This window comes from Sphaerotilus sp. (genome assembly GCF_041083715.1).
Lineage (GTDB): Bacteria > Pseudomonadota > Gammaproteobacteria > Burkholderiales > Burkholderiaceae_C > Sphaerotilus.
This window is the reverse complement of sequence record NZ_JBFPGY010000072.1, coordinates 1-12,200: the sequence shown is the minus strand read 5'-3', so window position 1 is coordinate 12,200 and position 12,200 is coordinate 1. Positions and strand designations below refer to the sequence as shown.

Genomic DNA, 12,200 nt, shown 5'->3' with positions numbered 1-12,200 from the left:
TCGAAGTGTTCGCGGTTCTGGATGGAAGCGATGGTCAGCATGGCGGTACTCCTGATCGACCCTGTGAATCCCCGAACTCACCAGCATCGACCCATTGACGTTATCGCGCTGTCGCGTGACTCCAGTCTTGTCCATGCACGCACACGCCGTGATCTATTGCCCTTTCCGCGGTTACAGGCGTTACCAAATCTGCCGTGCGGCCTGTTGGTCTGCTCAGGTGCCGCCGACGTACTGGTTCGTCGTGCGTTCTTCCCCGAAGCTGCTCTCCGGGCCGTGGCCGGGGATGAAGACGGTGTCGTCGCCCATGGGCCACAGGCGCTGGGTGATGGAGTCGATCAGCGTCTGGTGGTGGCCGCCGGGGAAGTCGGTGCGGCCGATGCTGCCGGCGAAGAGCACGTCGCCGACGAAGGCGCGCTGCATCTCCGGGCTGTGGAAGACGACGTGTCCGGGCGTGTGGCCGGGGCAGTGGCGCACGTTCAGCGTGTGGGCGCCGAGCGTCACGGTGTCGCCGTCCTGCAGCCAGCGGGTCGGCGTGAAGGGCTCGGCGGGCGGGAAGCCGAACATGCGGCTCTGCTGCGCGAGGCCGTCGATCCAGAACTGGTCGCCGGGGTGCGGGCCGATGATGGGCAGGCCGCGCTCGCGGGCGAGCTGGCCGGTGCCGCCGGCGTGGTCGATGTGGGCGTGGGTGAGCCAGATCTGTTCGAGCTTCAGGCCGCGGCGGTCGATCTCGGCGAGCAGGGCGGGCAGGTCACCACCCGGGTCGATGACGGCGGCCTGCTTCGTTTCGTCGTCCCAGACGATGGAGCAGTTCTGGGCGAAGGCGGTGACGGGGTGGGTGTGGTAGCGCAGCATGGGGGAATTGTCCATGGTGGCGGAGGCGCCCGGGATGGCAGACTGCGGCGATGACCTCCGCCTCCTCCCGCACGCTCCTCTGCTTGGGCGATTCCAACACCCACGGCACCTGCCCCATGCGCCACCGTGACGACGCCCGGCGCCTCGGCCGGGCCGAACGCTGGCCTGGCGTGCTGCAGGCCGCGCTCGGCCCAGGCTGGCACGTCATCGAGGACGGCCTCCCGGGACGCACCATCGGCCGTGACGACCCGGTCGAGGGCGCCGACCGCAACGCCCTGCGCACGCTGCCGGCCAGCCTGCAGGCACACCGACCGCTCGACGTGGTCGTCTTCATGCTCGGCACCAACGACCTCAAGGCCCGCTTCGGCGCCAGCGCGGTGCAGATCGCCGAGGGCGCCCACGCATTGATCGACATGGTCCTCGCGAACACGCTGCCGGGCGCGGCGCGGGTGCAGGTGCTGCTGGTCTGCCCGCCGCCGATCGAGGAACACGGCGTGCTGGCGGACATGTTCAGCGGCGGGGCGGCCAAGGCGCGCAGGCTGGCGGCGGCGATGCAGGCGGTGGCGGCGCAGCGCGGCGTGGCCTTTCTCGACGCGGGCGAGCACATCGCCGTCAGCACCGAGGAGGGCATCCACCTCGACGCGGCGGCCCATGCGCGGCTCGGCGTGGTGATCGCCGACGCCGTGCGTTCACTCGCCCTCGGCTGAACCCAGCCCCCACCAGCGCGGCATCAGCCCCTGCACCTGCACGCCCGCAAACCGGTCGTCGATCAGGTGCACCACACCGCGGTCCTGCGGCGTGCGGATCACCCGGCCCGCCGCCTGCACCACCTTCTGCACGCCGGGAAACAGGTAGGTGCAGTCGAACCCGCTGCCCGTGTCGCGGCTGACCAGCGTGTCGAGGCGGCGGCGGATCTGCTCGTTGACCGGGTTGACCTGCGGCAGGCCGAGGGTGGCGATGAACGCGCCGATCAGCCGGTCGCCGGGCAGGTCGATGCCTTCCGCGAACGCGCCGCCCAGCACCGCGAACCCCACGCCGCGCCCGCCCGCCGCGAACCGGGCCAGGAACGCCGCCTGCTCCGGCTCGCGCATGCGCCGCGACTGCTTCCACACCGGCACCTCCAGGTGCGCCGCCTCGAACGCGGTGGCCACGCGGTCGAGGTAGTCGAAGCTGCTGAAGAAGGCGAGGTAGTTGCCCGGCCGCTCGGCGTACTGCGCAGCGATCCGCTGGACGATCGGGGTGACCGAGGCATCCCGGTGCTGCCAGCGGGTCGAGATGTCGCGGGCGATGTGGATGTCGAGCTGCGTGCGCTCGAAGGGCGACTCCACGTCGATCCACGCGGTGTGGTCCGGCAGGCCGAGCAGCTCGCGGTGGAAGGCCGGTGGCTGCAGCGTCGCCGAGAACAGCGTCGCCGTGTGCGCCACTGCCCAGCGCGGCCCGAGGAAGGGCGCCGGCACGACATTGCGCAGGCACAGCACCGAGGTCCGCCCGTCCCGCGACGGCGTCAGGTCGCACAGCGAGTGCGGCCCGAAGGACTCGGCCAGCTTCGTCAGGTGGAGCGCGTCGAACAGGAAGCCCTGCAGCGCCGCGTCCACGGTGGTCGGGTGGTCGACGAGGTGGTCGATGACGGCGGTGGCGGCCTGCTGGATGGCGGTCATCAGCTCGTCGGGCAGGATGGGCAGCACGCGGTAGGCGTTGTCCTCGCCGTCGTTCGACTCGCTGGCGTTCAGCGCTTTCCAGACCCGGTTGAGCTTGTCCAGCGGCTTCTGCAGCCCCTTGGGCACCGTGTGGCGCAGGCCACGCACGCTGAGCTGGTCGAGTTCGCCCGTGTGCATCAGCCGGGCGCGGTCCACGAGGTTGTGCGCTTCGTCGAGCAGCAGGGCGACACGCCAGCCGTTGATCTGCGTCAGCGCATGCAGCATGGCGCTCAGGTCGAAGAAGTGGTTGTAGTCGCCGATGACGAGGTCGGCCCAGTGCGCCAGTTCCTGCCCGAGGTAATACGGACAGACGCTGTGCGCCAGCGCCACGGCGCGCACGCCCTCCCGGTGCCAGACCGGCACGGCCAGCGCCGCTTCGCGTGCCGCGGGCAGGCGGTCGTAGAAGCCCTCGGCCAACGGGCACGAATCGCCGTGGCACGCCTTGTCCGGGTGCTCGCAGGCTTTCTCGCGGGCGACCAGCTCCAGCGCCCGCAGCGGCAGGTCCGGCTTTGCCCGGCGCAGCGTCGCCACCGCGTCGAGCGCCAGCGCGCGGCCGGAGGTCTTGGCGGTGAGGAAGAACACGCGGTCGATCTGCTGGCCGGGCATCGCCCGCAGCAGCGGGAACACCGTGCCGATGGTCTTGCCGATGCCCGTGGGCGCCTGGGCCATCAGCGGGCGGCCGGCGCGGGCGACCTTGAAGACGGCTTCGGCGAGCGGGCGCTGGCCGGTGCGGAAATCCGAATGCGGAAATCGCAGCATGGCCAGCGCGGCGTCGCGGGCGCGGCGGTGCGCGTGTTCGAGCCGCGCCCAGGCGATGTAGGCGTCACAGCGCTGGATGAAATGCTGGCGCAGCGCCTCGGCGTCGAGCGTCTGGGTGAACACGGTCTCCTGGCGGCTGCCGATGTCGTAGTAGACGAGCGCGAGTTCGAGCTGCGCCAGCCCGTCGCGCGCGCACAGCAGCCAGCCGTAGACCATCGCCTGCGCCCAGTGCAGCGCCCGGTGGTTGGCGGGCTGGCGGGCGAGGGCACCGGCGCCGCGGTGGGTCTTGATCTCCTCCAGCCGGCCCTTGTCGGGGTCGAAGCCGTCGGCCCGGCCACGCACCAGCAGCGCGCCGTGGCGACCGGACAGGCTGACCTCCTTCTGGTAGCCCGCCCCACGCCGGGACGCGACCACGGCGTGGCCCTCGATGCCTTCGAGTGCCGTCGGCGCCGGGGTGAAGCGCACGTCGAGGTCGCCCGCCTTGGCGGTGAACGCGCACAGCGTGCGCACGGCGACGGTCAGCGGTGGTGGTGCCTGGTCGGCGGGGGACTCCATCAATCGAGCATAGCCCGCGCCAGCTCGCCGATGCGCCGCAGTCCCGCCCGCTGCGCGGCGTCCCAGCGTCCACCCACGCCCAGCCGCAGGCAGCGCCGGTAGCGGTCGGTGGCGCTGAATATCGTCCCCGGCGCGAAGCAGATGTGCTCGGCCAGGCAGGCGTGGAGCAGCGCCAGCGAGTCGCTCCCCGGCGGCAGTTCGACCCACAGGATGTAGCCGCCCGCCGGGTCGGTCACCCGCGTGCCGCGCGGAAAGCTCTCGGCGATCAACCCGCGCGCCTCGTCCACCCGGGCGGCGATGGTGGCGCGCAACTGGCGGTAGGCGGATTCGCTGCCGGCCTGGGTGAGCAGATCGGCCATCGCCAGCTCCAGCAGCTCCGTGTGCCCACCCGAATGGACGGCTTTCAGGCGCCGCACCTGCGCGCCCCAGCGCCCCGCCTCGACCCAGCCCAGCCGGATGCCCGGCGCCACCGTCTTCGAGAACGAGCCACACACCATCACGTGGCCGGTGGTGTCGAAGGACTTGACGGCACGGCGGCGGTCGTCCTGCTCGGCGAGGTCGTTGTAGAGCACGTCCTCGATCAGCGGGATGCCGCGCTCGGCCACCATCTGTGCCAGCCGCTTGCGTTCGGCCAGCGGCATCGAGGCGCCGATCGGGTTGGAGAGCGTCGGCACCGCCAGTACCGCCTTGACCGGCTGGGTGTCGAAGGCGAGCTGCAGCGCATCCAGCGACAGCCCGGTGCGCGGATGCGTGGGGATCTCCAGCGCGCGCAGGTGCATGCTTTCGAGGATTTCCAGGAAGCCGAAGTACGACGGCGACTCCAGTGCCACCACGTCGCCCGGCTGCGTGACGGCGCGCAGGCACAGGCTGATGGCTTCCAGGCAGCCGTTGGTGACGAGCAGATCGCGCGCGTCGAGCTGGCAGCCCAGCCCCATCGCGTAGCGGGCGATGGCGCGGCGCAACTGCTCGTTGCCGGGGCCGATCGGGTACTGGCACAGCGTCGCGCGGTGGCGCTGCGCGGCGCGGCTGACGGCGCGGCGCACCCGGTCCTGCGCGAACAGCTCGCCGCTCGGGCAGGCGGCGCCGAAGGAGATGAAGCGCGGGTCGGTGGCGAGCTGCATCACCTGTGCGCCGAGCGAGCTGACATCGACCGGCTGCGAGTCGGCCGGCGGGCGCGAGGGTTCCGGCTCGGGCGGGCGGGGCGCACGGGCTGCGACGAAGTAACCCGAGCGCGGCCGGGCCTCGATCAGCCGGGCGTCTTCGAGCGTGCGGTAGGCCTGCACGACGGTGGACAGCGACACGCCCTGCTGCCGCGCCAGCTCGCGCACCGACGGGATGCGCTCGCCGCGGGCCAGCGTGCCCGAGCGGATCGGGTGGGCGATGCGTTCGGCGATCTGCAGGTACAGGGTGTCGGTGGCATGTTCCATGGGCCCATTCTGTATGGGTCCGTGGTGGGATGACCAGTACAGAGGCCGGTCAACGCGACCGACACAGGACCGCTGAAACCCGGGTTGTGGTGGCTGGGTTGGGTGGCGGGTGTGGCTGTCGGGATGGGCTGCGTCCCCCTACTGTGGACCCCATGGACACCACCTTGCACTTCACCCCCTCGTCCCCGCTCAGCTTGCGCCCCGGCGCGGTGCTGACGCTGGCCCGGCCGCACGACGGCTATACCCGGGTGCGGGTCGATGCCGGCCGCATCTGGCTGACCCAGTCGGGGGACACCGGCGACCATTTCATCGCGGCGGGCGAGGACTGGCTGCTGTGCGGAGCGGGTGAGGTGGTGATCGAGTGCGACGGCGCGGAGACGGCCCGGGTGCAGGTCTGGCATGCCGGGGAACGCGTGGCCAGAGCGCTCAGCCCAGCGCGAGTTGCTCCACCAGCGCCATCTGTCTGGGCAGGCAGATGCGCTCCAGGTCATAGCGGCTGACGATGGTGTCGCGCGCGCTGCTGCGCAGGGCGTCATGGGCACCGGGCGGGGCCAGCAGTGCATCGCACAGGGCCCGCGCCAGCCCGTCGCGGTCGAAGAAGTCGACCAGCCAGCCATTGCGGCCGTGCTCGATCACCTCTTCGACCGGTGCGGTGCGCGAGCCGATCACCAGCGCACCGGCCGACATCGCCTCCAGCATCGACCAGGACAGCACAAATGGGTAGGTCAGGTAGACGTGGGCCCGCGTGACCTGGTAGAGCTTGATCAGCTGCCCATGTGGCAGCCGGCCTACGAAGTGCAGCCGGGCGAGCTGCGCGGGCGTGAGCTGCGGGCGGATCTCGTCGAGGAAGCGGTCGCGCCAGGAGCGGCCATCCTCGGATTTGGCGCCGTAGGAGACACCGTCGCCGCCGACCAGCACCACCTGCGCTGCGGGGCAGCGTGCCAGCAGCGCCGGCAGCGCGCGCAGGAAGGCGTGGTAGCCGCGGTTGGGCTCGAAGTTGCGGTTGACGAAGCTGATCACCGGGTCCTGGCGTGTCAGGCGCAGCCGCGTTCCCGTGCCGGGCAGGGTGCACTCGAACACCGCCGCGTCATTGGGCTGGATGAGCCGTGTGTCCACGCCGTCGTGGACCACCTCGACCTTCGGACGGAACAGCTCCGGCACGGTCGAGCGCTGCCAGCCGGTCGGAGAGATGCCGGCGTCCATGTCCATCAAGCCGTGCAGGAGGTGGGTGTTCTTGGTGCGGATGCGCATGCGCGCGTCGATGCTGCATGGCGGGAACTCGGGGTCGAAGGTGGCATCGTGGCCGTCCCAGCCGTAGTACCACTCGACGAAGTGCAGCTGCCGCGCGCCGGGCCAGATGTCGCGCAGGAACAGGGCTTCGCCCCAGCCCGGGTGGACGCAGATGACGTCCGGCGTGAAGCCCTGCTGGCGCATCGCCAGGGCGGCCCGTGCGGCGCCTTCGCCGCGCAGGATCTTGGTCTCGAACTCGCCGGCCCAGGGATGGATGTTGGGGGTGCTGCCGCGCGGGACCTTGTAGCGGGTGGCGGCGACACCGGGCAGATCGCGGGCCGTGGGCTCCAGCATCAGCGCGCGGACCTCGTGGCCGGCCTGCACGAGTGCTGGCGCGAGGTGAACGTACTGGCCAGGGAAATTCTGGTGGACAAAGAGCAGGCGCATGGTGACGGGCAGTATCAGGCGGCATCCGGGCGGCAAGAAAGGAACGATCACCGCATTTCCTGCGCGATCTTCCGTGGCATCGGGGCGATCCGCATGGTCAGCCCGTGGGCCGGGCGTTCCAATCCCGACCATGACGACCGTTCGACATTTCCGGCAGAGCCTGCTGTGGCCGCTGCAACTCATGCCCCGCGAGGGCGACCGCGCCGGGCGCCGCCCCTGGGAGTCGCTGCTCGATGCCGGTGGCGCCCAGCCCTGGCGCGAGGTGGTGGACGAGTACACCGGCGAGGCCAGTGGCTTCCACGAGCGCCACTACAACGAGTTCGTCACCTTCCTGCCCTATGTGCAGCGCTTTCTCTACGGCGACGGCACGGCCCGCGGTGGTCGCAGCCGCACGGGCGGCGCCTCGTCGATGCAGGTGCTGCGCCGCGACGACGTGCGGCGGGTGCGCCTGACGCTGCAGGCAGGCGACGCGCCGGTCGAGCTGCAGGTGGAGCACATCGACCTCTGCTTCTTCTACGACGTCGATGTGGTGATGCTCAACGTCGAGGTCTGCGCCGACGACCTGCCGCTCGCGGTGGCGCAGGAAGTGCTCTACCGCTTCGGCCGCGGTTACCCGCCGGGCTGGGATGGCGAGGGCCGCGGGCTGCACTGCGCCGCCGCGGTCGAATGGCTCGGTGCCGACGGGCAGGTGCTGGCCGCCTCGGACGCGGGCGACCGCGATGCCTTCCTCTCCTTCGTCGCCCGCCACCGCGCGCCGCGGCTGGCGGCGCACTGGCGCTGGCTGCTGCAGCCGCTGGTGCCGGACCAGGAGGATGCCGTCGGCCTGCTGCGCTTTCGCCAGATCGAATACCACCGCATGCCGGTGATGGGCTACCTCGCGGTGGATGACCCGACGCAGCTCAGCCGCGCCGACTTCGTGCGGCTCGGGTTGGTGTCCGGGCAGGGCGAACGCGACGAGCTGCTGCCCTTCGCCGAGCAGCACCTGGCGGATTTCGAGTCACGCTGCTGCTACGACCGCTTCTGGTGCGGCGGCGGTGCGGCGCCGCACACGCGCTACCTCTGCTGCGGCCACGCGCTGGTGGTGGTCGGCCGTGCCGGCGCACCGTTCTTCACCGACCGGGAGCGTGGCGTGCTGGCGCAGTTCCGCCACCAGCATTTCCTGCTGTTCCTGATCGCGCACTTCCAGAAGGCGGCGCTGCTGATGTTCTCGGACCGGCTGGTGGTGGCGCTGGACGCGCTGAGCATCGCCGACGCCGGCTCGGTCAAGCGCTTCAAGCGCGCGGTGCGCGGCAACTTCGAGACCTTCCTGCGCTTCACCCACCGCTACTGGTTCCACGAGATCTCCGAGCAGGTGCAGACCCGCGCGCTGCACCACCTCTGCGTCAGTCACCTCGGGCTGAACACGCTCTACCCGGAGGTGCGCGAGCGGGTCAGCGAGATGAACACCTACCTCGACACCGACAGCCTGCGCCGCCAGGCCAACACGGTGGTGCGGCTGACGGTGGTGACCATCGCCGGGCTGATCGGCACGCTGTCCACCGGCTTTCTCGGCATGAACCTGCTCGCCGAAGCCGAATCGCCGATGTGGCAGCGCCTCCTGATCTTCGTCGGCACCCTGGTGGCGTCGATCGTGGTGACCGGCTACACCATCGTCAAGTCCAAGCGGCTGTCGGATTTCCTGGACGTGCTCTCCGACGAGCGGCTGACGCTGCGGCAGAAGGTCGGTGCCTGGTGGAAGGATGCACGGGATTTGCATCGTTCACGCAATTGACCGCAGATGGAGCATTTTTTCTGAATTTAGTCCTCGGGATGAGAGACGACAGTGGAGACGCGGGCTGCTCAGATGAACGGCCCCGGTCCTGTGGAGTCCCTGCATGTCGTCGTCCTTGCCCGCTTTCCGTCGCCGTCCCCTGTCGGCGCTGGCCGTCTGCCTGCTGTTGAGCGCCTGTGGCGGCGGCGGTGGCGGCGAGTCGGCGTCTGCCGTGCTGGCCTTGCTGCCCTCCGCGCCGGTGTCCGCCGCCGGTGTCACCGCCAGCGAGAGTTTCCCGACCGGCCTCGTCGTGGCTTCGCCGGCCGAGCTGGGCAGTGGATCGGCGGCGGCCGCCTCGGCCACGGCCCGGGCCCTCGCGGTGCCGCTGGGGGCGGGGGCTGGCCGGGCCGAGCTGACCGACATGGCCGCCCGCATCGAGGCGGTGCTGGCCGGGGACACCAGCGTGTCGCTGGCCGGGCTGCTGAGCTTCGGCAACCTGTTCCTGCAGGGTGGCAACGCGGGCTGCTACGGTCCGCAGCTGCTCTACGCCAACCACGAGGACGGCAGCGGCACCGAGTCCGGTCTGCTCCCCGGCGGTGATCTCGGCCTGTGGTTGCCCACCGACACGGCCAGTGGCCAGCCTTGCGTGGTGGCGCAGCTCAACGAACGCACGTCCGGCGTGAAACACGCCACCCGCCAGGGCCTGCTGCTGGTGGCGGCGATGCGCGCGACCATCGCCAGCTCCGGCGGTCTGCTCGCGATGCCTGCAGCCGGCTTCCGCACGGACCTGACCACGCCGTTTTCCACCGTGCTGGCCGCGCTGCCGGCGTTGACGGGCCTGACCGTGCACGCCGCGACGGTGTCGCTCGACCCGTTCGGCAAGACCTACACCTACCGCCTCGCCGTGAGCCGGAACGCGGGGACGTCGGCCGGCCGCAGCGGCGAGATCGTGCTGCAGCACCGCCCTGGCACCACGGCTGCGGCCTACAGCGGCGTGCTGCGCGTGTCCGGCTTCGACCTGGGCACCGACGCCACCTTCGGCTGCAGCGACCGCATGGCTGGCGGCCGCTACCAGCGCGCGCGCGTCACGACCGTGCGCTACAGCCGCGACGGCGACCAGATCGACTTCGGGGCCCGCTCCGGCCAGTACTGTGGCGCGCCAGCCGACCTGGCCGACACCGACCACGCCGGCCAGGTCGCGGCCTTCACCGCCGCCGGCGAACTCGATCCGGCCGTGCCACTCGCCGCGGGCGCACCCGGCAGTGCCGTGGCGGCGGGCGCGTCCACCGGCTGGCGCGGCCACTTCGACCGCTTCGGCGGCCGCTACGACCGCACGACCGGCGCGGGCCAGTTCCTCTACGCCTGGCAGGCCGGCACCGGCGACAGCCACGCCCGCGCGCTGGCGGTGCGCAGCACCTACGACAGTGCCGCCGACCGCCGCACCGTGCAGGGCTACTTCGCCTTCACCGACGCGCTGGCCACGACCGACGGCCGCCTGCTCGGCATGGTCTGCAACTGGGCCGGGCCGGGCGCCGTGCACACGCCCGCTGCGCTGTTCCAGTCGCAGACCGCCACGCTCGCTGGCTTGGCGTCCACCTTCGTCGCCACGGCCAGCCGCCTGACCTACGCGCCCACCAACGCCTGTTCGTCCACCACCACCGTGTTCGATGCCAACGCCGATGGCACGCTCGCCGCCGGCGAAGGGCTGGGCACGCTGCAGACGCTGGATGCACCGGCATCGCCGTCGGTCTCGGTGTCTGGCGAACTCGTGTCGCGCGGCTACAGCCAGCCTGGGTACTTCTGACGGGCCCATCAGTCCTCGTCGCGCAGCTGCCAGCCCTTGACCATCTCGGCCTGCACCCCCGGCGGCACCGCGTCATGGTGCGACAGCGCCAGCGTGTAGCTGCCTTCGCCCCGGGTCAGCGCATTCAGCCGCAACTGGTAGCCGGACAGCTCCGACAGCGGTGCGCGTGCCTTCACGCTGGCCAGCCCGCCCAGCTGCGGTGTCGTCGAGCGCACCTCGCCGCGCCGTGCGGCGAGATCGCCGGTGATGTCGCCGATCATGGCCTCGGGTGCCGAGATCTCCACATCGACCACCGGCTCCAGCACCACCGGCTGCGCCTCGCGCATGGCGAGGATGAAGGCCTTCTTGCCCGCGGTGACGAAGGCGATTTCCTTGCTGTCCACGCTGTGGTGCTTGCCGTCCAGCACCGTCACGCGCACGTCCACCACCGGGTGCCCGGAGATCACGCCCGCGTCCATCGCCAGCCGCACGCCCTTTTCCACCGCGGGGATGAACTGCCCCGGGATCGCGCCGCCCTTGACCACGTCCAGGAACTCGAAGCCTGCGCCCCGCGGCAGCGGCTCGACCTGCAGATGGACCTCGCCGAACTGGCCCGCACCGCCGCTCTGCTTCTTGTGGCGGTATTGCGCCTGCGCCGGGGCGGTGATGGTCTCGCGGTAGGCGATGCGGGGCGGCGCGGTCTCCACCTCGACCCGGTAGCCCTCGCGCAGCCGCTCCAGCAGCACGCGCAGGTGCAGCTCGCCCAGGCCGTAGACGACGGTCTCGTGGGTGCTCGCGACCTGCTCGACGCGCAGGCACGGATCCTCGGCCGCCAGCTTGGCGAGCACCTCCGACAGGCGCTGCTCGTCGCCGTGGCGCTTCGGTTTCAGCGCCAGGCCGTGCACCGGCACCGGGAAGGGCAGCGGCTTCAGGTGGATGTGGTCGTCCTCGGCGGCGTCGTGCAGCACGGCATCGAACGCGATCTCGTCCACCTTGGCCACAGCCACGATGTCACCCGGCCCGGCGCTCGGGATCTCGGTGTGTGTCTTGCCCTGCAGCAGGAACAGGTGCCCGACCTTGAACGGCTTGCGCCCGTCGCCCACGTAGAGCAGGCTGTTCTGCGTCACTGTGCCCTGGTGGATGCGGAAGATGCCGAGCTTGCCGACGTACGGGTCGATCGTCACCTTGAACACCTGCGCCAGCACATGCGCGTCCGGGTCGACCCGGGCATGCATCGGCCGGGCGGCCGCGCCTTCGCCCTTGAAGAAGTCCGGCAGGTTGCCCTCGGACGGGTCGGGCAGCAGCTTGGCGATCACGTCGAGCAGCGCGGCCACGCCGGTGCCCATCTTGGCCGAGACGAACACGACCGGTATCAGGTGGCCTTCGCGCAGCGCCTGCTCCAGCGGTGCGTGCAGCTCGCAGGCGTCGACATCGCCTTCTTCCAGGTAACGCTCGACGAAGGCGCTGTCGACCTCGACCACCTGCTCGACCAGCGCCCGGTGCGCCGCGGCCACCGAAGAGCAGTCCGCTTCATGCCCCGGCGTGGCCTCGGGCGCGAACCAGCAGTCCACCACCTCGCGGCCACCGTTGGCGGGCAGGTTCAGCGGCAGGCACTCGCGGCCGAAGGCGGCCTGGATCTGGGCCAGCAGCACGGCGGCATCGAAGCCGGGCACGTCGATGCGGTTGACGATGACCATCCG

Annotated in this window: 9 protein-coding genes; 4 read left to right on the top strand and 5 right to left on the bottom strand. The window is 71.0% G+C overall.

Annotated elements, in window-relative coordinates; translation table 11 throughout:
- Positions 1-213: 213 nt before the first annotated feature.
- On the bottom strand, positions 214-852 hold the full coding sequence (locus AB3X43_RS03535; protein WP_369428502.1) for an MBL fold metallo-hydrolase: 639 nt from the start codon (positions 850-852) through the stop codon (positions 214-216).
- Positions 853-968: 116 nt separating this feature from the next.
- Here AB3X43_RS03535 and AB3X43_RS03530 point away from each other — a divergent pair, with 116 nt between their 5' ends.
- Positions 969-1,559: a GDSL-type esterase/lipase family protein gene (locus tag AB3X43_RS03530; protein WP_473965054.1), complete on the top strand. Its 591-nt coding sequence runs from the start codon at positions 969-971 to the stop codon at positions 1,557-1,559.
- On the opposite strand, the gene AB3X43_RS03525 is transcribed toward AB3X43_RS03530, so the two are convergent.
- Both AB3X43_RS03525 and AB3X43_RS03520 read right to left on the bottom strand, forming a co-directional pair.
- Positions 1,542-3,863, bottom strand: a complete 2,322-nt coding sequence (locus AB3X43_RS03525; protein WP_369428500.1) for an ATP-dependent DNA helicase — start codon at positions 3,861-3,863, stop codon at positions 1,542-1,544. The genes AB3X43_RS03530 and AB3X43_RS03525 overlap by 18 nt on opposite strands.
- Positions 3,863-5,290, bottom strand: coding sequence for an aminotransferase-like domain-containing protein (locus tag AB3X43_RS03520; RefSeq protein WP_369428499.1), 1,428 nt, complete (start codon positions 5,288-5,290; stop codon positions 3,863-3,865). Before AB3X43_RS03520 ends, AB3X43_RS03525 begins: the two co-directional genes overlap by 1 nt.
- Before the next feature lie 29 nt (positions 5,291-5,319).
- On the opposite strand from AB3X43_RS03520, the gene AB3X43_RS03515 reads away from it, so the two are divergent.
- Positions 5,320-5,790, top strand: a complete 471-nt coding sequence (locus AB3X43_RS03515) for a DUF2917 domain-containing protein (RefSeq protein ID WP_369428498.1) — start codon at positions 5,320-5,322, stop codon at positions 5,788-5,790.
- Here AB3X43_RS03515 and AB3X43_RS03510 read toward each other — a convergent pair.
- On the bottom strand, positions 5,717-6,967 hold the full coding sequence (locus AB3X43_RS03510; RefSeq protein ID WP_369428497.1) for a glycosyltransferase: 1,251 nt from the start codon (positions 6,965-6,967) through the stop codon (positions 5,717-5,719). The genes AB3X43_RS03515 and AB3X43_RS03510 overlap by 74 nt on opposite strands.
- Positions 6,968-7,097: 130 nt before the next feature.
- Between AB3X43_RS03510 and AB3X43_RS03505 the strand changes: the two genes are divergently transcribed.
- Both AB3X43_RS03505 and AB3X43_RS03500 read left to right on the top strand, forming a co-directional pair.
- Complete coding sequence (locus AB3X43_RS03505; RefSeq protein WP_369428496.1) at positions 7,098-8,738, top strand: hypothetical protein; 1,641 nt, start codon at positions 7,098-7,100, stop codon at positions 8,736-8,738.
- A 103-nt stretch (positions 8,739-8,841) separates the two neighbouring features.
- Positions 8,842-10,521, top strand: coding sequence for a hypothetical protein (locus tag AB3X43_RS03500; RefSeq protein ID WP_369428495.1), 1,680 nt, complete (start codon positions 8,842-8,844; stop codon positions 10,519-10,521).
- A gap of 8 nt (positions 10,522-10,529) precedes the next feature.
- Here AB3X43_RS03500 and fusA read toward each other — a convergent pair.
- On the bottom strand, positions 10,530-12,200 hold a 1,671-nt coding region (gene fusA, locus AB3X43_RS03495; protein ID WP_369428494.1), incomplete at its 5' end, for an elongation factor G.

Excerpts from the sequence above, each read along its gene's own strand:
- AB3X43_RS03515 (WP_369428498.1), top strand. The coding sequence starts at position 5,320 with ATGACCAGTACAGAGGCCGGTCAACGCGACCGACACAGGACCGCTGAA.
- AB3X43_RS03535 (WP_369428502.1), bottom strand. The coding sequence starts at position 852 with ATGCTGCGCTACCACACCCACCCCGTCACCGCCTTCGCCCAGAACTGC.
- AB3X43_RS03510 (WP_369428497.1), bottom strand. The coding sequence starts at position 6,967 with ATGCGCCTGCTCTTTGTCCACCAGAATTTCCCTGGCCAGTACGTTCAC.
- AB3X43_RS03520 (WP_369428499.1), bottom strand. The coding sequence starts at position 5,290 with ATGGAACATGCCACCGACACCCTGTACCTGCAGATCGCCGAACGCATC.
- AB3X43_RS03525 (WP_369428500.1), bottom strand. The coding sequence starts at position 3,863 with ATGGAGTCCCCCGCCGACCAGGCACCACCACCGCTGACCGTCGCCGTG.
- AB3X43_RS03505 (WP_369428496.1), top strand. The coding sequence starts at position 7,098 with ATGACGACCGTTCGACATTTCCGGCAGAGCCTGCTGTGGCCGCTGCAA.
- AB3X43_RS03530 (WP_473965054.1), top strand. The coding sequence starts at position 969 with ATGCGCCACCGTGACGACGCCCGGCGCCTCGGCCGGGCCGAACGCTGG.
- AB3X43_RS03500 (WP_369428495.1), top strand. The coding sequence starts at position 8,842 with ATGTCGTCGTCCTTGCCCGCTTTCCGTCGCCGTCCCCTGTCGGCGCTG.